At 32.4% G+C, this 24,424-nt stretch carries 27 protein-coding genes; 17 read left to right on the top strand and 10 right to left on the bottom strand.

The annotated features are described in order from the left end of the window. Positions 1 to 109 precede the first annotated feature (109 nt). From SJY34_RS01375 to SJY34_RS01355, 5 genes are all read right to left on the bottom strand, one after another. Positions 110 to 826, bottom strand: a complete 717-nt coding sequence (locus SJY34_RS01375) for a pirin family protein (protein ID WP_400078212.1) — start codon at positions 824 to 826, stop codon at positions 110 to 112. A gap of 24 nt (positions 827 to 850) precedes the next feature. After that, on the bottom strand, positions 851 to 1,753 hold the full coding sequence (locus SJY34_RS01370) for a pirin family protein (RefSeq protein ID WP_400078210.1): 903 nt from the start codon (positions 1,751 to 1,753) through the stop codon (positions 851 to 853). Positions 1,754 to 1,834: 81 nt separating this feature from the next. Beyond that, complete coding sequence (locus SJY34_RS01365; protein ID WP_400078208.1) at positions 1,835 to 2,272, bottom strand: MarR family winged helix-turn-helix transcriptional regulator; 438 nt, start codon at positions 2,270 to 2,272, stop codon at positions 1,835 to 1,837. 1 nt (position 2,273) lies between these two features. Then, on the bottom strand, positions 2,274 to 2,555 hold the full coding sequence (locus SJY34_RS01360) for a GNAT family N-acetyltransferase (RefSeq protein ID WP_400078206.1): 282 nt from the start codon (positions 2,553 to 2,555) through the stop codon (positions 2,274 to 2,276). Between the two features lie 2 nt (positions 2,556 to 2,557). Continuing rightward, the gene (locus SJY34_RS01355) at positions 2,558 to 3,088 is read right to left on the bottom strand and encodes an NADPH-dependent FMN reductase (RefSeq protein ID WP_400078204.1); all 531 of its coding nucleotides are present in this window, start codon (positions 3,086 to 3,088) and stop codon (positions 2,558 to 2,560) included. 143 nt (positions 3,089 to 3,231) lie between these two features. Here SJY34_RS01355 and SJY34_RS01350 point away from each other — a divergent pair, with 143 nt between their 5' ends. The 4 genes from SJY34_RS01350 (at position 3,232) to SJY34_RS01335 (ending at position 8,815) form a co-directional block, all read left to right on the top strand. Then, positions 3,232 to 4,875 (top strand): acyl-CoA carboxylase subunit beta, encoded by a 1,644-nt coding sequence (locus SJY34_RS01350; RefSeq protein ID WP_400078202.1) that lies wholly within the window; start codon positions 3,232 to 3,234, stop codon positions 4,873 to 4,875. Position 4,876: 1 nt separating this feature from the next. After that, the gene (locus SJY34_RS01345) at positions 4,877 to 6,151 is read left to right on the top strand and encodes a nitrate/nitrite transporter (protein WP_400078200.1); all 1,275 of its coding nucleotides are present in this window, start codon (positions 4,877 to 4,879) and stop codon (positions 6,149 to 6,151) included. Between the two features lie 578 nt (positions 6,152 to 6,729). Then, complete coding sequence (locus SJY34_RS01340) at positions 6,730 to 7,329, top strand: hypothetical protein (RefSeq protein WP_400078198.1); 600 nt, start codon at positions 6,730 to 6,732, stop codon at positions 7,327 to 7,329. Continuing rightward, on the top strand, positions 7,322 to 8,815 hold the full coding sequence (locus tag SJY34_RS01335; RefSeq protein ID WP_400078196.1) for an ArnT family glycosyltransferase: 1,494 nt from the start codon (positions 7,322 to 7,324) through the stop codon (positions 8,813 to 8,815). The genes SJY34_RS01340 and SJY34_RS01335 overlap by 8 nt, the downstream gene beginning before the upstream one ends. A 43-nt stretch (positions 8,816 to 8,858) precedes the next feature. Here the strand turns inward: SJY34_RS01335 and SJY34_RS01330 are convergent, their stop codons facing one another. After that, the gene (locus SJY34_RS01330; protein WP_400078194.1) at positions 8,859 to 9,494 is read right to left on the bottom strand and encodes a trimeric intracellular cation channel family protein; all 636 of its coding nucleotides are present in this window, start codon (positions 9,492 to 9,494) and stop codon (positions 8,859 to 8,861) included. 94 nt (positions 9,495 to 9,588) lie between these two features. After that, on the bottom strand, positions 9,589 to 10,314 hold the full coding sequence (locus SJY34_RS01325; RefSeq protein WP_400078192.1) for an RDD family protein: 726 nt from the start codon (positions 10,312 to 10,314) through the stop codon (positions 9,589 to 9,591). A gap of 35 nt (positions 10,315 to 10,349) precedes the next feature. Here SJY34_RS01325 and SJY34_RS01320 point away from each other — a divergent pair, with 35 nt between their 5' ends. The 8 genes from SJY34_RS01320 (at position 10,350) to SJY34_RS01285 (ending at position 18,219) form a co-directional block, all read left to right on the top strand. Further along, entirely contained in the window at positions 10,350 to 11,357 is a 1,008-nt protein-coding gene (locus SJY34_RS01320) for a stage II sporulation protein M (protein WP_400078190.1), read from the top strand. Next, positions 11,354 to 12,274 carry a hypothetical protein gene (locus SJY34_RS01315; protein WP_400078188.1) on the top strand — a complete coding sequence of 307 codons (921 nt, stop codon included), beginning with the start codon at positions 11,354 to 11,356 and terminating at the stop codon, positions 12,272 to 12,274. The genes SJY34_RS01320 and SJY34_RS01315 overlap by 4 nt, the downstream gene beginning before the upstream one ends. Continuing rightward, positions 12,267 to 12,995, top strand: coding sequence for a hypothetical protein (locus SJY34_RS01310; protein WP_400078186.1), 729 nt, complete (start codon positions 12,267 to 12,269; stop codon positions 12,993 to 12,995). Before SJY34_RS01315 ends, SJY34_RS01310 begins: the two co-directional genes overlap by 8 nt. Beyond that, positions 12,988 to 14,193, top strand: a complete 1,206-nt coding sequence (locus SJY34_RS01305) for a DUF4350 domain-containing protein (RefSeq protein WP_400078184.1) — start codon at positions 12,988 to 12,990, stop codon at positions 14,191 to 14,193. The genes SJY34_RS01310 and SJY34_RS01305 overlap by 8 nt, the downstream gene beginning before the upstream one ends. Next, on the top strand, positions 14,193 to 15,254 hold the full coding sequence (locus SJY34_RS01300) for an AAA family ATPase (RefSeq protein ID WP_400078182.1): 1,062 nt from the start codon (positions 14,193 to 14,195) through the stop codon (positions 15,252 to 15,254). Before SJY34_RS01305 ends, SJY34_RS01300 begins: the two co-directional genes overlap by 1 nt. A 53-nt stretch (positions 15,255 to 15,307) precedes the next feature. After that, positions 15,308 to 16,585, top strand: a complete 1,278-nt coding sequence (locus SJY34_RS01295; protein WP_400078180.1) for a DUF58 domain-containing protein — start codon at positions 15,308 to 15,310, stop codon at positions 16,583 to 16,585. A gap of 130 nt (positions 16,586 to 16,715) precedes the next feature. Then, positions 16,716 to 17,138: a DUF2141 domain-containing protein gene (locus tag SJY34_RS01290; RefSeq protein WP_400078178.1), complete on the top strand. Its 423-nt coding sequence runs from the start codon at positions 16,716 to 16,718 to the stop codon at positions 17,136 to 17,138. A gap of 142 nt (positions 17,139 to 17,280) precedes the next feature. Then, positions 17,281 to 18,219, top strand: coding sequence for a LysR substrate-binding domain-containing protein (locus SJY34_RS01285; RefSeq protein ID WP_400078176.1), 939 nt, complete (start codon positions 17,281 to 17,283; stop codon positions 18,217 to 18,219). A 27-nt stretch (positions 18,220 to 18,246) separates the two neighbouring features. Here SJY34_RS01285 and SJY34_RS01280 read toward each other — a convergent pair whose 3' ends face one another. The 3 genes from SJY34_RS01280 to SJY34_RS01270 form a co-directional block, all read right to left on the bottom strand. After that, positions 18,247 to 18,444, bottom strand: coding sequence for a hypothetical protein (locus SJY34_RS01280; RefSeq protein ID WP_299123372.1), 198 nt, complete (start codon positions 18,442 to 18,444; stop codon positions 18,247 to 18,249). 229 nt (positions 18,445 to 18,673) lie between these two features. After that, positions 18,674 to 19,498, bottom strand: coding sequence for a TIGR00266 family protein (locus SJY34_RS01275; protein WP_400078174.1), 825 nt, complete (start codon positions 19,496 to 19,498; stop codon positions 18,674 to 18,676). Between the two features lie 119 nt (positions 19,499 to 19,617). Next, complete coding sequence (locus SJY34_RS01270) at positions 19,618 to 20,073, bottom strand: DUF4442 domain-containing protein (RefSeq protein WP_400078172.1); 456 nt, start codon at positions 20,071 to 20,073, stop codon at positions 19,618 to 19,620. Between the two features lie 146 nt (positions 20,074 to 20,219). Between SJY34_RS01270 and SJY34_RS01265 the strand changes: the two genes are divergently transcribed. The 5 genes from SJY34_RS01265 (at position 20,220) to SJY34_RS01245 (ending at position 24,325) form a co-directional block, all read left to right on the top strand. Continuing rightward, positions 20,220 to 20,666 carry a DUF4870 domain-containing protein gene (locus SJY34_RS01265; protein ID WP_400078170.1) on the top strand — a complete coding sequence of 149 codons (447 nt, stop codon included), beginning with the start codon at positions 20,220 to 20,222 and terminating at the stop codon, positions 20,664 to 20,666. 160 nt (positions 20,667 to 20,826) lie between these two features. Continuing rightward, on the top strand, positions 20,827 to 21,168 hold the full coding sequence (locus tag SJY34_RS01260) for a PadR family transcriptional regulator (RefSeq protein ID WP_299123380.1): 342 nt from the start codon (positions 20,827 to 20,829) through the stop codon (positions 21,166 to 21,168). Further along, the gene (locus tag SJY34_RS01255; protein ID WP_400078168.1) at positions 21,165 to 22,952 is read left to right on the top strand and encodes a PspC domain-containing protein; all 1,788 of its coding nucleotides are present in this window, start codon (positions 21,165 to 21,167) and stop codon (positions 22,950 to 22,952) included. The genes SJY34_RS01260 and SJY34_RS01255 overlap by 4 nt, the downstream gene beginning before the upstream one ends. Positions 22,953 to 23,036: 84 nt before the next feature. After that, positions 23,037 to 23,561, top strand: coding sequence for a nuclear transport factor 2 family protein (locus SJY34_RS01250; RefSeq protein WP_400078166.1), 525 nt, complete (start codon positions 23,037 to 23,039; stop codon positions 23,559 to 23,561). 35 nt (positions 23,562 to 23,596) lie between these two features. Then, complete coding sequence (locus SJY34_RS01245) at positions 23,597 to 24,325, top strand: head GIN domain-containing protein (RefSeq protein ID WP_400078164.1); 729 nt, start codon at positions 23,597 to 23,599, stop codon at positions 24,323 to 24,325. The last annotated feature ends 99 nt before the right edge of the window (positions 24,326 to 24,424 follow it).

Below are 24,424 nucleotides of genomic sequence, written 5' to 3'. Positions count from 1 at the left end.
ATCTTAAATCTTAATTTTGTTAGTTAGTTGAAATACAAATATCGTGAAATAAACCAAAAAAAGCATCCATAATTGGATGCTTTTCCGCTATTAATCAATTACAACTAATCTAGTCCATTGGAACTTCGATGATAATCAATTCTGAATTTTCGTTTGATTTAATTGAAACTTGATTTGCATCAGATATACCAATCGCATCTCTTTTAAATAATGAATTTCCATCAACTTCTATTTTTCCATCGACAACGAAAACATAGAATCCGTTGTTATTGGACTTCACACTCAACTCTATAAGCTTATTAGCATCTAGGTTAATTCTGTAGATATAGGCTTGTTGACTAATTGGCAAAGCATCCGCTTCTAATTTATCTTTTGGAGCAACGACAGTTTGAAGCTGATTTTTTCTGCCTTCAACAGGAAAGTCACGTTGCTCATAATTTGGCTTAACACTCATTTCTTCTGGTATAACCCATAATTGAAGAAAATTAACTTCATCTGTTTTACTATCATTAAATTCAGAATGTGTTAAACCAGTTCCTGCGCTCATTACTTGTACTTCACCAACTTCAATGGCGCGTTTATTCCCCATACTATCCTTGTGAGATAATGCTCCTTTTAGTGGAATAGAAATGATTTCCATATTCTGGTGCGGATGGGTTCCAAATCCCATTTTAGGTTGAACAATATCATCATTTAGAACACGTAACATTCCAAAATTCATTCGTTCGGCATTTTGATAACTTGCAAAACTAAAGCTATGGTTAGATTTTAACCATCCATGATCTGCATAACCTCTTGTGTCTGCTCTGTGAATTATTGTTTTCATAGTATTTTTTCTTTTAAGTATGTTTTAATTTGCTGGAAGAAATCCCATCTTACCCATTTGATAATCTCTCATAGCTTCCATGATTTCTGTTTGATTATTCATTACATAAGGTCCGTAAGTTGCTACAGGTTCGTTAAGTGGCTCACCAGATAAGAAAAGTAATAAACTATTTTCTTCAGCTTCTACTAAAAAACCTACACCATCTTGATGAAACTGCAGTATTTGATTTTTATCTAACTCCAAGGTTGTGACTCCATTGACCTTAACTTTACCTTTCAATAAATACAACATACCTTGTTGTTCATTAGAAAAAGTAATCTTTTCAGTTCCTTGAGCTTTTGCGTCAATCATAAAAGCATTAACAGCAGTTTGTGTTGCAATTCTTCCGTAAGTCTGATTGAATTCTCCAGCGATGACGCGAGTTTTCACTTTTCCATCTTCTGAAGTTACAATTCTAAAATCTTCGTATTTGGCATGCTGATAATTGGCCTGCATCATCTTCTTTTCAGCAGGTAGATTTAACCATAACTGAATTCCTTCTATTGTTCCGCCTTTTTTAAGAAACTCTTTTGTTGGTCCTTCTGCATGAATAATTCCACGTCCAGCTGTGGTCCATTGCACATCACCAGCTTTCACAATACTTTCATTACCTAACGAATCGCGATGCAATTGTTCACCTTGTACTAAAAATGTTATCGGTTCAAAGCCACGATGTGGATGTGGTCCTAAATCAAATGGATTACTCTTTTCGTTTACTTTATAAGGTCCGTAGTGATGCAATAGTATAAATGGATCAATCATATCTATATCTTGTGTTGGCAATGGTTGACGCAAACGTATTGGTCCCATATTAACGAAATCACTTCGCCCTACTCTTTTTATTGAATTTGTTTTCATTTTATTTTCCTTCATTATAATAGTTTCCATGGAAACTATTTGATTAAAAAAACACGCCTTAGTAATAATTGAGATACTGAAACAAGTTCAGCATGACAAACTTTTTGTTTTTCAACGCATTTTATCGAGCAGATTACTTAATTGTTCTGCTTCTTCTTCATTTAAGTTTTTTAATAATTCTCTATTTAAATTTCTAGGTATTGATGCTAATAAGTCTTTACCTTCTTGTGTAATAACAATCTTCACAACACGTCTATCGTGTTCTGAAGGAAGTCGTTCTATATAGTTTTTTGCACAAAGTTTATCCATTAATCGTGTGGCATTAGGAGAACGTTCTAACATTCTATCTTTAATCGTTTGCACTTTTAACGGTTCGTCTGCACCACGTAATATTCTCAAAATATTATATTGTTGAGGGCTAATCCCAAAATCCTTAAAAAAATCATTCTGACAGCTCGTTATCCAATTAGCAGTATAAATAATATTAAGTAAGGCTTTAACTCTATTGTTTGGAAATGTTGAATTGATATCTTTGGCTAAGTCTCCCATGCTAAAATCTTATATCGTTATATTCTGGCTTCTTTTTAAAAACCGAATTAGCAAATGGACACAAGGGCATTACTTTAAGGTTATTTGCTCTAGCATATTGTACGGATGCCTCAACTAGTTTGTATCCGACTCCTTGTCCTTTTAGAGACTCGTCGACTTCAGTATGATCAATTATTATCTTATCTGATCCTGCATGACTATAGGTCATTAACCCTAACTTCTTTCCGTCTACTTCATAATAGAATTCTCCCTTCTTTCCATTGTCAGTTTGCTGAATATTCATAATTATAAACTTTCTTGAAATTGTTTGACTTCCTCAAGTAATTGACTGTTTAATTCTTCATTTGTAATCTTTCCTCCAGAAAAATTACCACCAAAAGAAGGAAAACTAAAACTACCAACAATATTTCCTCCCATATATCCGAATCTCCCCTTGGCAATTTCTAAAACAGTAGCTCCACCTCTTCCACCTGGTGACGCAGCCATTAACAACATTGGCTTGTCACCCCATAATTTTCCATCAATTCTAGACATCCAATCAAATAAGTTTTTAAATACTGTTGCGTATGCTCCATTATGTTCTGCTAATGATAATACGATACCGTCAGAAGATTTGATGTGATCTAGAAATTTATGTGCATTATCAGGAATACCTTGCTCATTTTCTAAGTCTATACCATATAATGGCAATTCAAAATCATTAAGATCTAATACGTTAACTTCAGTATTTTCAACTAAACTAGAAGCATATTTTGCTAACTGTTTATTTATTGATGTTTTACTATTACTACCTGCAAATGCAATTATTCTTTTCATATATCTCTTATTTTAATAGTACAAATATAGAATAAAAATATTTATATTCCAAGGAATATAATTCCATGTAATATTTTTTAACAAAGTATTCACTTTTGATACATGGATTGGTTTTGTAAATTCGTGCAAACAATTTTGTATTAATGGATATCAAATTCAACAAAAACGAAGACCATAACAAACTTCTTCTCTCAGACCTTAAAAAAAGGTTAGCCAAAGTAAAACTTGGTGGTGGACAAAAAAATATAGACAAGCATCATGGTAAAGGTAAAATGACTGCTCGAGAACGTATAGATTATCTTTTGGATAGCAAAGCTAAATCTATTGAAATAGGTGCTTTTGCAGGTGAAGATATGTATGAGCAATATGGAGGTTGTCCATCTGGTGGAGTCGTTATAAAAATTGGATATGTAAAAGGAAAACAATGTATTGTTGTTGCCAATGACGCTACTGTAAAGGCTGGAGCTTGGTTCCCAATTACTGGGAAAAAGAATTTAAGAGCTCAAGAAATTGCCATTGAAAACCGATTACCAATTATATATCTTGTAGATAGTGCTGGAGTATTTTTGCCAATGCAAGATGAAATTTTTCCTGATAAAGAGCATTTTGGTCGCATTTTTAGAAACAATGCTGTAATGAGCAGTATGGGAATTACTCAAATTTCTGCTGTTATGGGAAGTTGTGTAGCTGGTGGTGCTTACTTACCTATTATGAGTGATGAGGCTCTAATAGTAGATAAAACAGGAAGTATTTTCTTAGCAGGCAGCTACTTAGTAAAAGCAGCTATAGGTGAATCTATTGATAATGAAACTTTAGGTGGAGCAACGACACATTGTGAAATTTCTGGAGTTACAGATTATAAAGCAAAAGACGACAAGGATGCTTTAGATAAAATAAAGAATATTATTGATAAAATTGGTGATTACGATAAAGCTGGTTATAACAAAGTAAAAACAGCCAAACCCAAAGATAATCCTGAAGACATCTACGGAATTCTTCCAAAAAGCAGAGCTGACCAATACGACATGAAAGACATCATAAAACGATTGGTTGACAATTCGGAATTTGATGAATACAAAGAAGGCTATGGTAAAACAATTATTACTGCTTATGCCAGAATTGATGGTTGGGCTGTTGGTATTGTTGCAAATCAGCGCCAATTGCTAAAAACTAAAGGCTCTAAGACTAAATCAGCCGAAATGCAATTTGGTGGAGTTATTTATAACGATTCTGCTGATAAAGCGACACGTTTTATTGCTAATTGTAACCAGAAAAAAATTCCGCTGGTCTTTTTACAAGATGTCACTGGGTTTATGGTTGGCAGTAAATCTGAACATAGTGGAATTATAAAAGATGGTGCGAAAATGGTGAATGCAGTTAGTAATTCTGTAGTACCAAAATTCACAATTGTGATTGGCAACAGTTACGGAGCTGGAAATTATGCCATGTGTGGAAAAGCATATGACCCAAGACTAATCGCAGCTTGGCCAAGTGCAGAACTTGCTGTAATGAGTGGGAACTCTGCCGCTAAGGTATTATTGCAAATTGAAACCGCTTCATTAAAAAAGAAAGGTGAAACCATCACAAAAGAAAAAGAAGAAGAGTTATTTAATAAGATAAAATCTAGATACGATAACCAAGTCTCTCCTTACTACGCAGCTGCTCGTATTTGGACAGACGGAGTTATTGATCCTCTAGATACTAGAACATGGATTAGTATGGGAATAGAAGCTGCCAACCACGCTCCTATTGAAAAACCTTTTAACATGGGTGTTTTACAGGTTTAATTTGAATAAAAAAACTCATAGAAAACAACCTCTATACGTTATAATATTATTGATATTAGCAGCAGAGGCTGTTTTTATTTTGCCCTTTGTTTTACCACGTATTTTTAGAACCACATTTCTTGAATCCTTTGTGATAACTCAAACTCAAATTGGAAGTTGTTTTTCTGCTTACGGGATAGTCGCTCTAGTTTCTTATTTATTTGGCGGACCATTAGCAGATAAGTTTAAACCACATATTTTGATGTCTGGAGCGCTAATTTTGACAGCATTGGGTGGTTTTTATTTAGCAACCTATCCAACGCTTTATACGCTTCATATACTTTATGGATTTTGGGGGTTTACAACAATTTTTCTGTTTTGGGCCGCAATGATAAAAGCAACACGGATTTGGGGAGGTTCTAACAAACAAGGCATAGCTTTTGGGTTCTTAGATGGTGGACGTGGTTTGGTTGCTGCATTATTTGGTTCTGTTGGAGTACTAATTTTTTCTTTATTTATAACTAAAGATATTGAACTGACAACAATTGAAGAACGCAGAATTGCTTTTAAGGAAGTTATCAATTACACTTCAATTGCCATAATGTGTATTGGTATCATTGTTTTCTTCTTTCTAAGACTTAAAGAAACAGAAGCTGTAGATTCTGAAAAACCCTCAAAGTTATTGACTTTAGATAATTTTAAAATTGTGATGAAGTATAGAGCTGTTTGGTTATTGATGATAATAATTATGTGTGCTTACCATTGTTATAAAATGACTAATCTTTTTAGTCAATATGCAGAACAGATAATGCTTTATGATAAAATTGAAGCTGCAAAAGTTGGCACATATTTACTATACATGAGACCCGTTATTGGTGTTGTAATTGGTTTATTAGCAGATAGAACCCGAGCTACATTGTGGATTGTTATTGGTTTTTTATTAATGGCTATAACTAGTTTAATCTTTGCTCTAGGAATTATTGATGATAGTACAACACTGATGTTTATATTGTCAATAGGAACCATGGCTTTGGGAGTCTATTCAGCAAGAGTCTTATATTTTGCAACACTCGAAGAGGCTAAAATACCTTTAGCTGTTACAGGTACCGCAGTAGGATTCATTTCTGTAATTGGCTATACACCAGACATTTTCACAGGTTTAATTAATGGTTATTTTTTAGATGCTTATAATGAAGTCGTTGGGCATCAAATTGTATTTGCTATTATGTTTGGTTTTGCGGTAATTGGTTGTATTGCTTCCTATAAACTATTTAGACATTCAGTAAAAAAGGTATAAAAATTCAACGTTCTCATCTCTGTCTAAATGAAAAGAATTTTCGTAACAATTGTTATCTTGTTTTTTTCAAAAGCGTATTAGCCCAACAAAATTATGACATAGATTTTAAGCTAAAACCGTTACACTATATCAAAAAAATGGTAAAACACCTGCCTCAAATATTATTCTTTATATTTATCACTAATGAAAATGGTATTTACGAAGCCAAAGAAAAAGGGCTGGGCAGGACCTCATGGTTAATCCATGGCTGGGTAAAAAATCCTTAGATGGCACTTAGATATTTTATACGTTTAGACCAAGTTCTTACCCAAATACCTCAGCACCACGGCATATACATATAACGGTAAAAGAACCGGTTACAAATGGTAATTTTATTGATGACATTATGTTTGATGACGACAAATATTTAACAGATACATTTAAGAAACAATTAAGTAAACGAAGTGGTTCTGGTGCGGTATTTCCTAAATTGAAAGACAAGATTTTGGTCATAAAGCATGATATAATTTTTGATTTGAATATACTCAATTATGAATAAAAAACGTTAGACAAAAAAGTACATAAAACCAATAACCGATATGAATAAAAAAATATTGTCCATTTTTCTAATCTACTTTATACAATTTATTGCGACCTCATGTGTACCTCCCTGTGATTGTGACCCAATTAAAACATTCGAAAGGATGTATTATGGCTTAGAGTTAAAAGCTTGGGATACTTCTGGGTTTCAAAATGAAGAAGTAACGGATTCAGCTTACAAAAATGCATTCGGACTAACAATTTCTGTTCAATTTGATTTAAATCAAATTTCATTTTCAAAACCAGTAATAGACTTAAATTCTTTAGGGTTTGCATCTGCATATGCTTTTAGTGATTGTAATTGCCCAAGTGATGAATATATAAATCTTGACCCTATTGAATCCATTGAAATAACCGTATTGAATATTGAAAATCAAGAAATTACCATTATTACAGATAATTTCACAACCTACGGATATAATGGCGAAGAACTGACCATTTCTGAATTATTTGAAATCAGAGCTGATTGGCATGATGGATTTCAAGTGGATATGACAGCATACGACAATGTTCCAAATTCTGCGATTTTCACAGTTAAAATTTTTCTGGAATCAGGAACTGAATTAATAGAACAAACCCAATCAATAAATTTTGAATAAAAAAACTATTTCCATAATTCTTATACTTTCCTCAATTAAATTTATAATTCAAAGGCTTGGGAATAAAAACTACGGATTTCATCGCGATGAGTTATTACATTTATCGGTAAGTGAGCATCTAGACTGGGGATTTATGGAATTTCCGCCATTTATAGGTTTTATTGGAAAACTATCTTATTGGTTTTTTGATTATTCTTTACTTGGAGTGCGATTATTTCCCACGCTTGCAGGTGTTGGAATTTTGATTTTATGTTGCCTTATCGCCAAAGAACTTGGTGGAAAAACAAGAGCTATTTTTCTAGCAGGAATTTGTATTCTAGCCTTTTTACCATTCTATAGGAACCATACCTTATTTCAACCTGTTGCATTTGACCAACTATTTTGGACTCTAGGATTTTACTTTCTTATAAAGTTTATCAATTCTCAAAACAAAAAATTCTTACTGCTTTTAGGCCTTACCGTAGGTTTAGGTTTAATGAATAAATATACTATACTAGTTTGGGCTTTTGGTATCTTTATTGGCGTATTATTTTACCAGAAAAGAAAGTTGTTCAAAAATAAATGGCTTTATATCTCTGCATTATTAGCATTACTTATTTTTCTTCCAAATATAGTTTGGCAAGTTCAACATGATTTTCCTTTGATAACTCATTTACAAGAATTGAATGAGAGTCAACTTGATGATGCAAGTAAATGGGCTTTTTTACTAGACCAACTCGAAATCATATTCCCATTTATAGTTTTTGCTTTTGGTATAGTTGGTTTGCTTTTTACCAAAAAACTTATTAAATTCAAAAGTTTGGGTGTAGCATGTACAATTATGTTTTTTACCATGTGGATACTAAAGGCAAAAACCTATTATATATTTGCATTATATCCTGTAGTATTTGCCGCAGGATCAGTTACAATTGAAAACTTGTTTAGAAAAAGACCTAATTGGGTATATGCTATTGCAACCTTTGTAATATTACCAATGGTTTATTTTATACCAGATCTTACACCTATTTTACCCATAGAAGATTATGTCGACTACGCTAACATCCAAGAACAAGACAATGGTCGCATTGAACTAACAGGCGACTATGCAGATATGTTTGGTTGGGAAGAACAAGTAAAATTAGTAGATAGTGTTTATCGTTCTCTAAGTCTAAACGAACAAAAAGAATGTGTGTTATGGGCTGAGAATTATGGAGAAGCAGGAGCACTTAAAATCCTTGGTAAAAAATACAATCTCCCGAATCCTATAAGTAGACATGGTAGTTTTTGGACTTGGGGTTATGGAAATAAAAATGCAAAAGTTTGGATTAGTTTAGGGAATGAAAAGCCTGCAGTTGATTATGCTTTTGAAGATGTTAAACTTGTAAAAATAATTACGCACAAATATGCTATTGGTGAAGAAAATGGAATTCCGTTATACATTTGTAGGAATCCAAAAGTAGATATTGAAGCATGGTGGAAAGCTTATGAACCCTATATATTTGATTAAAAGAAAGGTTTATAATAGAAAGTAATTACAAGACTAATTCTTATTAAATATCTTCATTTTTATATAAACTCGGCAGACTAATCTTAAGCCTCACTGCAAGCAATCTAATAAGAATTACAACTAAACCTGCTATTACAAAAAGATAATTACGATCTGCCAAAAACTCGCGAAGCAAAAAGTATGTGAAGCCTCCTAAAATGCAGGCTGTTGCATAAATTTCCCTTCTGAAAATTACAGGAATTTCATTACAAAGTATATCTCTAATAACACCGCCAAAACAAGCCGTCATTGTGCCCAATGCTATACAGATTATTGGATGTAACCCTGCGACAAGTCCGGTTTCAATACCTACAACTGTATATAATGCAATACCAATAGTATCGAATAAAAATAAAGAGCGCCTTAAGTGTTTTAGTAGATTTCTAAATACAACAGCAAATATTGTAGACGCAAAAATAACATAAACAAAGGTCATATTTTGCATCCAAGAAACGGGCTCAACACCAACCATAATATCACGTAACGTTCCACCACCTACTGCAGTCACAAATGCAATAATTAATACGCCAAACGGATCCATACGTTTATTCATAGCGACTAATACACCAGAAATGGCAAAAGCTATGGTTCCTAAAATGTCAACTATATGGAAAAACATTTGTTTTTTCTTGTTTGTCATTCCTGAGGAGGCAGGAATTGGTTCTCTGAGATACTTCGACTGCGCTCAGCATAAGCGATTCACACAAGTTTGCACAACAAACTTGGTTCTCTACTTACATATTTTGAGTATAAAAGTTATAGTCCTTTAAAATAGTATCTATAAACTGAATATCATACAACTTCGTCTCAATACCAAGCGTATCACAAATCTTTTTCTTTAAAAGGGTTAAGGTTTTAAAATCGTTGTTCTTTCTAGAGATTGTATAAGCTTCTTTTATGATTCTAACATCTTTATCTGTCAGCTGAGTTACACTGCTAAATACTGGTTGGTAATCATCACTAATGTCTTCTAGAATTGTACTTGAGATTTTATGCTTTTTCTTCACACTAATTACTACTGTACCAGCTGCTGAATCACCAATACGCTGTTTTTTGTCTGATAATAAAATACTAAGGATTCCTATAGATGGTGAAAAAATCCATAAATCAACAATTCTAAGCATCCAACGTACAAAGAAATTGTACCATTCTGTAGGCGAACCATCTACGCTTACAACCTTAATTTTTAGAATCATTTTTCCAACCGTTTGTCCACCAAAAATGATATGACAAAGTACCGAATAGAAAAATGCTGGTAAAAGAAATAAGCCTGTAAAACCACGCCTTGTCCATCCATCTGAATCAAAAATCTCAGAGAACGCTACAAGGTTTTCCATAATGGTCATATAAGTAATTAAAATAATACCATCAATCAAGAAAGCAATCATACGCTCACCCAAACCAATTAACTTGTAATCTAGGTTGACATTTTGTGCTGTGTTAATTGCTAATTTGCTCATTGAAATGTATATTCGTTTTTAAATTATAATGATTTATGCGCGAAGCGTCTTTCGTGAAGCAAAATAAGGAAAAATGGATTGGTTTTGAAAACGCATTGGATAATAATGTAAAAATAAATCCGGATGACTTAGCTTCTTACTATATACAACTTACTAATGATTTGTCTTATGCCCAGACTTACTATCCTGGTAGCAAGACCTTGTTGTATCTAAATTCGTTAGCATCGCAAGCACACCAAAAAATTTACATTACCAAAAAAGAATCAAAAAACAAGATTATTTCGTTTTGGCGCGATGAGTTTCCATTGTTCTTTTATCAATATCAAAAGACTTTACTATACACATTTTTAATTTTTATGTCAGCTGTTATTATTGGTGCAGTTTCTACCTTAAATGATGATTCATTTGTTAGGTTGATCCTTGGTGATGCTTATGTAAATATGACTATAGAAAATATTGAAAAAGGTGAACCAATGGCTGTTTACAAAAGCGGAAGTAACATTGGGTCGTTTTTAGGAATTACAATAAATAATATCAGAGTTGCTATTATCGCCTTTGCTATGGGAGTATTCTTTAGTGTAGGCACCATTTGGGTACTTTTTAGTAATGGTATAATGCTTGGAGCATTTATTACCTTCTTTTATAACTATGGTATTTTAGAAAAAACCTCAACAGTTTGGTTGCACGGAACTTTTGAAATTTCAGTAATTGTTATAGCTGGTTGTGCAGGTTTGGTAATGGGTAATAGTATTTTGTTTCCAAAGACTTACTCTAGGCGTGTCTCATTTATGAAAGGTGCTAAAGATGGATTAAAGATTGTAGTGAGCACCATTCCGTTTTTTATCATTGCTGGTTTTATTGAAGGCTTCATTACACGTTATGGCGAGCAAATGCCTTGGTTTTTGGCTTATAGCATTATATTAATTTCACTTTTTATCATTATTTATTATTACATAATTTACCCAATAGCTTTGCATAAAGCCAACAAAATAAAGCCTTTAGAAGAACATCTAGAGTTAATACCCAAATCCCAACTCACGTGAACGAAAAGTATATTGAACTAAGAACAAGAAGTACGTTTGGAGATATTATAAACACTTACTTTTTATTTCTAAAACATAATTTTAAAACATATACCAACTTATATCTAAGATATAATGCCATTAGCATTATTCTAACGCTAGTGTGCTCATATTTACTGGTTACTGGTTTTATGGGCTTGGCAAGTAGAGATTTTAGATTTGGGATGAGCAATAATGTAGAAACAGATAGTTATTTTATTGCTGGTGCTATCATATTATTTCTCATTGTATTTGTGACGTCTTTAATTAATTACAGTTTTTCTAGTGCCTACATTGCAGACTATGCCAATAATGAAGGCAAAGTTGAATCTAAACGTATTTGGAAAAGCATTACAGGTAACATTGGCACCATCATCATTTTTATACTTATTGGTGGTTTACTTTACATTGTCTATTTAGTAGCCGCAGGTATATTATCACTTATTCCATTCTTAGGATTTTTGATACAATATGGATTAAACTTTACCATGTCAGCAATTTTTGGATTAACGTTTATGTCTATTTTTTCAACGAAAAAAGGATTTGGAGAAGCTATCTCTGAAGGTTTTGATTTTACATTTTCAAACTTTTGGCGTCTTATATTATTTGGTTTTGTAGTTGGTATATTAAGTTTTGTTTTTATGCTTACGCTATTCCAGATACCTTCCTACCTCATGGGGATTTATGTTTATTTTTCAGTTGAAAGTGGCGTCGATTTAACAACAAGTACTTTGGCTACACTATTTTTTACATTATGGTTCGCCATTATAATTATTTCTACAATATATATTCAAGCACTTTCGCAAGTCGCATACGGAATTTTATATTACAATTTATTTGAAGGGAAATACAACGAATTCCTTCAAAAGAAAATTGATCAAATTGGTGTTAATGAGTAGATACCAACTCAAACATATTAACGCTGTTTTAATTTCGGCTTTTAGTTCCTCGTTATCGTGGTCTCAAGATGTTATTGTAAAGCGAGATTCTTCTAATCTTGATGTCATCTATTTCAAGGAGAACTTTAAAGACAATTATTCTGGAGACGACTTTAATTATTCCATAAATGATACAGGAGGCGTTAACCTGATGCAACGCGTTCTTCAAAAATTCTTTCGTTGGTTGGGAGATGTTTTTGGTTTTGATATCGATTTTATTGATTATCAAACCATGGAATATATTGTTTACGGATTGCTAGGAGTTATTGTGCTGTATTTACTTATTAAATTCCTGTTACAAAGTCCTATAAACTCTGTCTTTAAAACAGAAGATAAGACTATAGATGGCTTTACTTATGTTGAAGAAAACATTGAACAAATCGATTTTGATAAATTAATCAGTAAAGCACTAAAAGACAACAACTATAGATTAGCAACTCGCTATCTCTATCTAAAATCCTTAAAATCTTTAGCCAATAAAAAAGTAATTGAATGGCATTATGATAAAACGAATTCTGATTACCTTAATGAAATAACTGATAGTAAATTAAAAACACTGTTTAAACGTGTTTCCTATATCTACGATTATGTTTGGTATGGTGAGTTTCCGATAGATGAAACTAGTTTCAACAAAAACAAAAACGATTTCAATCAACTTATAAAAACATCTAAACATGGATAAGCGTTCTAAAATAGCGCTCTATATTATTGGTGCAGTGATCGTTTTTATGATGATTGCTGAAGTTACCAAACCAAAGGCATTAAATTGGCGCGACTCCTACTCTGCTGCTGATAAAATTCCATTGGGATGCTACATACTATTTAATGAATTAGAAACTTTTTCTGAAGGTGAAGTTTTAGTTTCTGAACAATCCATATACGAATATCTAAAAAAAGTAGATACACTCAACTCTAAATCCTTAGTGTTTATTAATGATTACATTAACCTAGATGGGCAAGAATCTAATGCTCTAATGAATTTTGTAGAAGACGGAAATACAGTTTTTATAAGTGGTAACTTTTTTTACGGTAATGTTTTAGATTCTTTAAACATAAGTATACAGCGTCAATACTCTAATCTTTATAAAAAAGAGTCCGAAAATAAATTTACAAGCCCAAGTCTTCAAAAAAATAACAGGGTTTTTAAAGATGTTATAGAAAATAGTCATTTTGTCTCTGTAGATACTTTAAACACTACAATTTTAGGAACAACAACTACAAAAACTGAAAGTGATAACGATGAAACCAATGCTAATTTTATAAAAGTAGATGTTGGTGATAATGGAGGACAATTTATTTTACATACCAACCCATTTGCCTTTACAAATTATCATCTTATGAATGATAAAGAAGATTATGCCGCAACCGTATTATCTTACTTACCAAAGCAACAAATTATTTGGGATAATAACTACAAAACTGGGAGAAAGGTAATTACCAGTCCATTGCGCTATATTCTAAAGAATACAGCCTTAAAATGGGCATTTTACATTAGTATGTTTGGTTTAATTCTTTTCGTGATATTTAGAGGTAAACGTGTACAACGTATAATTCCGGTAATTAAAAAGCTGGAAAACTCAACTGTAGATTTCACAAGAACTATTGGTGAGCTTTACTATCAATATGGAGACTTTACCAATATTATAAATAAGAAGATTGAGTATTTTCTCGAATTTGTGAGAACGAATTATTATTTAGACACCAATCAACTCAATACAACTTTTATAGAAAAATTAGCTGCAAAATCTAGTAATACCAAAGAAACTACAAAAGCTTTAGTAGATTATCTTGTTTTTTTAAAATCGAAAAACAATCATACTGAGCAAGAACTCATAGAACTGAACAAAAAAATAGAACACTTTACAAAATATAAGTTATAATGGAAGATCAAAACACATCATCATCAGAAAACCTTGATGAGACAAACCATAGCCAAGAGAATACTAAGAACGAAAGTATTGAAAACACTTCAGAAGATTTCAAAAGTCGAATAGACCTAAAACCACTTCAAGATAGTGTTGAAGACATTAAGCGAGAGATTGCCAAATTTATTGTTGGGCAAAATGAAATGATTGAGCTTTTAATTATTTCAATTCTTACTAATGGACATTCACTAATCGAAGGAGTTCCTGGTGTAGCAAAAACAGTTACTGCAAAATTATTAGCCAAAACTATGGATGTAGACTTTAGTCGTATTCAATTTACACCAGATTTAATGCCTAGTGATATTTTAGGAACTTCAATTTTTAACGTCAAAACCAGTGAGTTTGAATATAAAAAAGGACCAATCTTTTCAAATATTGTATTAATTGATGAGATAAACAGAGCACCGGCTAAAACTCAGGCTGCTTTGTTTGAGGTAATGGCAGAACGTCAAATTACTATGGATGGTACACGTTATGATATGGAATTACCATTTTTAGTCTTCGCCACACAAAATCCTATAGAACAAGAAGGTACTTATCGTTTACCTGAAGCACAATTAGATCGTTTTCTATTCAAAATTGAAGTTGATTACCCATCTTTAGAAGATGAAGTTCAAATCTTAGTAGATAATCATCACAGACAAGACAATATGGATTTTAATACCATTGCTTCTGTTTTATCTGCTGATGCTATTAAAAAATATCAAGATTTAATTAAGCAAATTGTAGTTGAAGATAATCTCCTAAATTATATTGCTTCTATTGTAAATAATACACGTACAAATGCAAATTTATATTTAGGAGCTTCACCAAGAGCATCAATTGCTATTTTAAATGCGGCTAAAGCCAATTCAGCAATTAACGGCAGAGATTTTGTGACTCCAGATGATATAAAACGTTGTACAAAGGCGGTTTTAAAACATAGATTGGTATTAACGCCAGAACGTGAGATGGAAGCCTTTACTGTCGATAAAGTTGTAGATCAAATTCTTGAAACTATAGAGATTCCTAGATAGTGAAGCGTTTTTTTAAACATACTTATTTAACCTTTCGGTTTTTTCTAATAGTAATGGCATTTGTGGCATTATTCATCCTTGCCTATTTATTTCCTGGATTATTAAGTATTGTATCAGCACTATTTTTTGTCGCATTAGGTTTGGTGGTAATCGACCTTATCCTACTATTCAAACAAAAAGGGATTTCTGCTTCAAGGATTTTACCAGAAAAATTGAGTAATGGTGATGACAATCCTATAGAAATAACGCTTCAAAATAACTACAACTTTACAGCTGATTTAAGGTTAATTGATGAGATGCCTTTTCAGTACCAAAAGCGCGATTTCGAAATTAGCACACAACTCAATAAACTAGACGAGAAGAAAATTACTTATACTTTAAGACCGCTCGAACGTGGTGAATATTACTTTGGAAATTTAAATGTTTATGCGAGCTCGCCTATTGGTTTGGTGACTAGACGATTTCAATTTGCAAAAGATGCTATGGTGCCAAACTATCCATCTTTTTTACAATTGCGTAAGTATATGCTTTTAGCATTTTCGAATAAATTATTTGAATACGGTTTAAAGAAAATAAGACGTATTGGTCATACCATGGAATTTGAGCAGATTAAAGACTATGTGAATGGTGATGACATAAGAAATATCAACTGGAAAGCTACTGCAAAGCGTAATCAATTGATGGTGAATCAATTTCAAGATGAGCGTTCACAACCCATTTACAGTGTTATTGATAAAGGAAGGGCCATGAAAATGCCTTTTGAAGGCTTGAGCTTACTCGACTATGCCATCAATGCCACTTTGGTAATTAGTAATGTCGCCCTTAAAAAACAAGATAAAGCAGGTATGTTTACCTTTTCAAGAAAGGTTGAAAACAAAGTTGTTGCAGAGCGACGACCTTCACAGATGAATAAAATTCTTGAAACGCTGTACAATGTCAATACTGATTTTTCAGAATCTGATTTTTCAAGATTATATATCGATGTAAAGCGAAGTATTACACAACGTGCTCTACTCCTACTTTACACCAATTTTGAAACTTTAGATGCGCTTCATCGTCAGTTACCTTATCTGCAAGCCATGGCTAAGAATCATTTGCTTGTAGTTATCTTTTTTGAAAATACAGAATTACAAAAACTGACTAATGTTGAAGCTCACAATACTTTTGAGATTTTTCAAAAAACTATTGCAGAAAAATTTATGTACGAAAAGAAGCTTATAGTAAACGAACTTCAAAAACATGGCATTCAATCCATTTTAACTTCCCCAGAAAACCTGACAATTAATACTATTAATAAGTATTTAGAGATTAAAGCTAGAGGATTGATATAAAAAATAACAATTCATCCTACTAAAGTTACAATTCGGTAACAACTTTTATTTTTCCTTTAAAGTTTCTTGGATATTTGAATCATCAAACAAAAACAAATAACCATTAATCAATATTATTATTATTATTATTATGAGAAATTTAATTTTAACAATCGCATTAGTTTTAACTTCAGTATTCAGCTTCTCTCAAGAAGAAGAGAAAGGTATTACCATCACAGTTACTATAGATAATGTAAAAAACGATACTGGTAAAGTATTAATGTCATTACACTCTTCTGAAACCTTTATGAAAGGTTTAGGTGTATTGGATGCAGAAACAGAAATAAAAGACGGAAAAGTGACTATCACTTTTGAAAACGTTCAACCGGGAGAATATGCAATTATGGCTATGCATGATGAAAACGATAACAAACGTATGGACTTTAGAGAAAACGGAATGCCATTAGAGTCTTACGGAACTTCTAACAATGTAATGGCTTTTGGTCCACCACAATACGATGATGCAAAGTTCACTGTAGAAGATAAAGATTTAGAATTAGAAATTCGTTTCTAGATAATACATCGTCAATCAAAGTATTTAAAAGCCTTTAGATTCGTTTCTAATGGGCTTTTTCTTTTTGATAAAAATTAATTCAAAACATTATATAGATTTTCTCAATGGTTTTTTATATTTTTATAGTCTTAATGAATATTTTATGACAATCACACAATTAAAATATGCTTTAGCAATAGCAGAACATAAAAATTTTACTAAAGCAGCAGAAAAGTGTTTTGTAACACAACCCACTTTGAGCACACAAATTCAGAAATTAGAAGATGAACTAGATATTCTTATTTTCGATAGAGGTAAAAAGCCCATTGAATTAACTGATGTTGGACGGAAAATCGTGTATCAAGCAAGAAATATTGTTAATGAAGCAGATCGCATACAAGACATTGTTGATCAGCAAAAAGGATTCATTGGTGGTGAGTTTAGACTTGGTATTATCCCAACAGTAATGCCAACACTATTACCAATGTTCTTGAATAATTTTATTAAAAAATATCCAAAGGTAAAACTAAAGATAGAAGAGCTTACAACAGAAGAAATTATAACACGCATAAGTGATGGTCATTTAGATGCAGCTATTGCTTCTACACCATTAGAGAGTGACAACATAAAAGAGCGTGTCTTGTATTACGAACCATTTGTAGCCTATGTACCAAATAATCATAGACTAAGAGATAAAAAGACCATAGAAGTATCTGATTTAGATATAGAAGATATGCTACTTTTAGAAGATGGTCATTGTTTTAGAGATGGAGTTATTAATCTTTGTAAAGCCTTTAAGAATCAAACTGATGATCATTTTCAGTTAGAGAGTGGAAGTATCGAAACCTTAATAAAACTCTCTAATGAAGGTATGGGTATGACACTACTACCCTATTTACATACCTTAGATGTAAAAGAGAAACTAAATCCTAACCTAAGACATTTTAATGAGCCTTCACCTGCAAGAGAAGTGAGTATTATTTATCATAAAAGTGAATTAAAAATGCAAATTATAGATGCTATGCACGACCTTATCTCTAGTGTTATTCGCGGAGCAATTGCATTTCAAAATGTAGAAATTATTAGTCCTTTGGCTAAATAAAAAAAGCGACTCGTAAGTCGCTTTTTTTTATGCTTTTAAATAAATTAAACATTGATTTAATTCTGGGTTTTGATTGATAAGGGACTGAATAAATATTCTCAAATCTTCAAGTTCGTGAGGCAGCAACCGTCTTACCGCTTTTTCCACTTCCTTACAAAATAATGTCGCATCAAAACTTACTTTGTTAAGTACAGTTTTGGTGTACTCATACATTGCTCTCGCCATAGGTAATATTAAGTTTTAGGTTAAACAAAAATGTAATTTTTTCTATAGGCTATTGTTTCAATTCTGTCTCTAAGGTAGAAAAAAAACGCGTGAAAATTAAAAATCATATAAAGTTTAACAGCTTATTATGTTAAAAGTTTTGAATTATTCGATGAGACTTATTTAATCTTAATGATATTTCCTACAGCATAACCAATTGATTTACTTTACATTACAAAATACATCAACTCTAGAAACGATTATCACCATCTAATAAATCACCCAAACCACCAAGAATACTTCCTTCCCCTTTAGACTTTCCTCCTCTAGGCACAGATGCTAAAACTCTGCCAGCTAGTCTACTAAACGGCAAGGATTGTATGTAGACTTTTCCTGGACCTTGCAATTTTGCAAAGAATAAACCTTCTCCACCAAAGATGGAGTTTTTAATACCTCCTATAAATTCTATATCGTAATCTATACTTTGAGTAAAACCAACAATGCATCCCGTGTCTACACGCAAGGTTTCACCTGCTGCTAAAGTTTTCACCGCAGTAGTTCCACCTGCATGCACAAATGCCATACCATCACCTTCTAGTTTTTGCATAATGAAACCTTCTCCACCAAAAAGTCCTCTACCGAGTTTCTTTGAAAACTCTATACCAACACTAACACCTTTGGCTGCACAAAGAAAAGCATCTTTCTGACAAATAAACTTTCCGCCATATTCATTTAAATCTATTGGCATAATTTTACCAGGATATGGAGAGGCAAAAGAGACGTTACGTTTTCCTGTGAGATCATTATAAAAAGCAGTCATGAATAGACTTTCACCAGTGAGAATTCGTTTTCCTGCTCCTAATATTTTACCTAAAAAGCCTGTATCTTTTTGAGAGCCATCTCCAAAAATGGTGTCCATTTTAATACCATCGTCCATCATCATAAAACTTCCTGATTCTGCAATTACAGCTTCTTGTGGATCGAGCTCTATTTCTACATATTGCATTTCTTCGCCGTAAATGCGGTAGTCTATTTCGTGAGCATTTCTATCTGTAAAGTCTGGTAATTTTTCCATAATGTTTTTAATGTTTAGATACTGAAAACAAGTTCAGCATAAATTGATTCTTTTATATGTTGCAAAAACATAAGTTTCGTTACAATTAATTAGATTGCCGCGCTTCGTTCCCAATAGCGTTAAGATTTTAATTTGAGCGTCCATTCAAAATTAAAAGACGATACTTCTACTCCATCTTTATTAATACCATTAGAATTTAACCATACCGTTTGTCCTTCTCCTGTTTCAATTGCTTTAGCAATAGCTTCATCTATTTTTCCTCCCTCTCTACATGTAAAGGTAATTCTCCCTGTAGCCTTTTTTGTAAACGACGCATTATTATTAGCAACTAACATCGATATTTTTTTACCACTTTCTCTTATTTTTTTCATTACTAAAGCGCCTGTTGTTAACTCAGCCGCCATACCTTGTACTGCCCAAAACATAGAATTAAATGGATTTTGATTTATCCAACGATGTTTAACAGTAACCACACAGATTGTATCATCTAGTTGTTTAGTTCTTACACCAGTAAAATATGCTGCAGGTAGCTTAAACATTAAGAATTTATTGAGTTTAGAAGGAGATATATTCATATATATTATTAATAATTTCCACTAAAATAATCCAAAATAACCAACTTCACTAATGTTAATAAAATGTTAATTTTTAGTACTATGCGTAACATAATACCTTTTTAAAGACATATATTTGTATAAGCAACTATTATATACTTTTAAAAATGGTAGACAATCATCAAAAAAATTTAGCCACATTTATTCATCTTTCGACCTTTTCGAGATTTATAATTCCGTTTGGGAATTTCATCGGTCCAATAGTATTATGGGCAGCCAATAAAGAAAAATCAGAGTTTATAGATCAGCATGGTAAGCAAGCCATCAATTTTCAAATTAGTGTGTTGCTATACGCCATTATTATAGGAACGATTACAGTACCATTTTTCATTTTTAATTTATTTAATGGTATGGATGTTATCGATTTTCATGGGTTTCACAATTTTCATATCAATGTTGGTAAGCCTTCACCTCTATTATATATTGGTGGTGGATTAGGAGCATTAGCGATAATAGGATTTATAGTAGAACTAGCACTTATTGTTAGAGCTAGCTTATCTGCTAGAGATGGCCATATTTATAATTACCCTTTGACCATCAATTTTTTAAAGTAAGACATTCATCAAGAATCAAATCAAATCAATCAAAAAATGAACAGTTTAATAGAATTTAAGACACTATTAATATGACACGAGCGCATTCAAAGATTTCAATTAACAAATTAAGTTTCTTGCGCGAACTGCATGTGACTTTAATTAAAAATAGAAAACACACATGAAAATAGAAAACACAAAAGCACAAATGCGTAAAGGTGTTCTGGAGTATTGCATTTTATCCATTTTGAAGGATGAAGATGCTTATGTCGCAGAGATTCTGGGCACATTAAAAGACGCAAAAATGCTTGTTGTAGAAGGAACTATATATCCACTATTAACAAGACTAAAAAATGCCGGATTGCTCAGTTATCGCTGGGAAGAATCCACATCTGGACCACCAAGAAAATATTATGGTCTTACAGAAACAGGAAAACTGTTTCTAAAGGAATTAAACTCCACTTGGAGTGACTTACAAAATGCAGTTAACCTAGTAACAAGTACAAAAACAACAAAGAAATGAATAAAACAGTCAATATAAATTTAGCAGGTGTATTCTTCCACATAGACGAAGATGCATATCTTAAATTGCAACGCTATCTTGAGGCTATAAAACGTTCATTTACAGACTCTCAAGGACGTTCGGAAATAATTTCGGACATAGAAGCGCGTATCGCAGAATTATTCTCGGAACGCATACAAAACGAAAAGCAAGTCGTTGGTATAAAATTAGTTGACGAGGTGATTACCATTATGGGTCAACCCGAAGACTATTTAGTTGATGACGAAATCTTTGAAGACGAACCACAACCACGACAAAGACAAAGTTCTAGACCATCTAAAAAACTATATAGAGATACTGATAACTCATATATTGGTGGTGTTGCTGCAGGCTTAAGTCACTATTTAGGAATTGACTCTATTTGGGTACGTCTTATCTGGTTATTATTTGCTATTGGCTCTGGTGGAACTTTCATCTTTATTTATCTTATTTTCTGGGCTTTAGTACCAGAAGCTCAAACAACGGCCGAAAAACTTACCATGACTGGTGACGCTGTAAATATCAGTAACATCGAAAAAAAAATTAAAGACGGCATTGACACAGTTTCAGAAAACTTAAAAAATGTCGATTTTAAAAAACATGGAGATAAGTTAAAGGAGGGTTTCGATAATGTGTCAGATAATATTTCTGACACGGTAAAAAGCGTCGATTTTCAGAAGCAAGGCAATCGACTAAAATCGAGTTCGCAGACCTTTTTTGATACTATAGGAAGTATCTTAATGTTTTTTCTAAAGGTATTAGCTAAGTTTATAGGTATTATCTTAATTATAGTTGGCATTAGCATGCTAATAGCATTAATTGTAGCCTTTTTTACAGTAGGTATTACAAATGCTGTCCATTTTCCATTCATTGATTTAATCGATGCTTCTAATGCAGCAAACATACCAATTTGGTTAATGTCTCTCTTGTTGTTCTTTGCAATTGGAATTCCATTTTTCTTTGTATTCTATTTAGGATTAAAGATTTTGGTTAACAACCTTAAATCCATTGGCAACGTTGCAAAATTCACATTATTAGGACTATGGTTAATGGCAATAATTGGCATTATTATTACTGGAGTAAAACAAGCTACTGAACATGCATATGATACAAGTTATACGCAAGTAGAAAAAACAATCAATATTACTTCAGGCGATACATTAAAATTAAAAATGATCGGTCACGATAGTTATAATAAGTACTTAAGCAGATACCATCATAATTATAAAATAAGTAATAGTGACAGCGATAATAGAGTTATATCTACATCAGACGTAAGATTAATAATAAGATCAACAACAGATTCTCTAGCTAGTATTAAAATAGATGGTTTTGCCAGAGGAAGCAGCTATGACATTGCGAAGGAGCGTGCACAAAACATTAATTATAATTATGCAATGGTTAATAATGAATTGCGATTAGATTCTTATTTAACCACAGATGTATCAAATAAATTCAGCGATCAGCACGTGCAAGTCATTTTATATTTACCAGAAGGAACTATATTCTATGCAGATGATAACACGCACAATTTTCATCAGAACAATAGTTATCTAAATGATATTTTAAAAACCGGAAAGGAAGAACATTATCTAAAAGTAATAGAAGATGATGTAGAATGTCTAGACTGTGCGGTTATTGAGGAAGAAAAAGAAGACATCATTGAAACCTTAATAGAAGAAGAGTCGTCTAACGAAGAAAAACCAGACCTGAGTATTCAAATTAATGATGAAGATGGTGTTAATATAGAGGTTAACGACAATTGAAGCTATCAATTCAACAGTTCAGTACTAATAAATTTAAATCAAACTAATTACTACAGATATTTGTAGTGTAATCATCAATCAAAAATGAACCAATCAATCAAATCACTTTTGCTATGCAGTATCGGATTCCTCATGGTTTCTGGTATTGCATCAGCGCAAGTGAGTAAAAATTCCGACCTGTTTAAAACACTTAAAGCAAAAGACAGTATTCTGTTTAAAATAGGCTTTAATAAGTGCGAAATTGAAAGAAGTGCAGAATTAATGACTGAAGATTTAGAGTTTTATCACGACAAAGGTGGAATCACTAATTCTAAAGACGAATTTGTTACTACCATGAAAAATGGTATTTGTAGAAAAGATAATCCTGAAAAGGTATACAGGTTTCTTGTAGAGGAAAGCTTAGACGTATTTCCGATGTACAACAATGGTGAACTCTATGGTGCACTACAAAACGGGAAACATTTCTTCTCAACGGATGCATCTATGACCTATACGAAAAGTGACAACTATGCACTGTTTTCACATTTATGGATCATCGAAGATGGTGAATGGAAAATTAAGCGAGTCATAAGTTATAATCATACTTCAAAAGAAGTTGGCAAACCATAAAATCTAATTATCAATCAATAAAAAATCAAAAACTAATGAGCACACTAACAAGAATTATTATCACTAGCATAGTAAGCATACTAATGCTGTCCTGTAACTTTTCTATGAATTTTGGAGAAGGCGTAAATGGAAATGGAAATGTAATCGATATAGACCGAGAAATTTCTAGCGATTTTAGCTCTATTAAGGTAAGTCAAGGTTTAGACTTGTATCTTACACAATCTAACAATGTATCTTTAAATGTTGAAGCCGATGAAAATCTCCATGATATTATTATGACCGAAGTGGAAAATGATGTCTTGAGAATCTATTCAACAGAAAATATTCGTAGATCATCTTCACAAAAAATACACTTGAGTATTAACGACATTTCTGCAATAAAAGCCACAAGTGGTAGCGATGTTTACTCAACAAATACAATAGAAGTTAATGATTTAGAACTCAATAGCACAAGTGGAGCAGATATAGAACTTAAAGTAAAAACCCAGAAATTAAACTGTCATTCTACAAGTGGTAGTGATATTAAAGTAAGCGGATCTACGGAGGTTTTAACAGCATCTGCAACGAGTGGTAGTGATATTAAAGCCTCTAACCTTATCGCAAAAACATCTGATGTTAAAGCAACAAGTGGTGCGGATATATCAGTTAACACATCTAAAGAACTAACGGCAAGAGCAACAAGTGGCGGAGATGTTAGATATTCTGGAAATCCTCAAAAAGTTAACAAATCGGATAGTTCCTCTGGAAGTGTTAGACAGCAATAATAGCAATCAATCAAAATTTGACAGCGAATATTTAATCTCTAAAAACCTTAAAATCAATAACTTATAAGCCATTTCAAATTCTTTATGGAGTTTGGGATG

It is taken from the genome of Winogradskyella sp. R77965, from assembly GCF_044594915.1.
Classification (GTDB): Bacteria; Bacteroidota; Bacteroidia; order Flavobacteriales; family Flavobacteriaceae; genus Winogradskyella.
The sequence above is the reverse complement of the archived record's forward strand: the minus strand, read 5'-3'. Positions and strand labels throughout refer to the sequence as shown.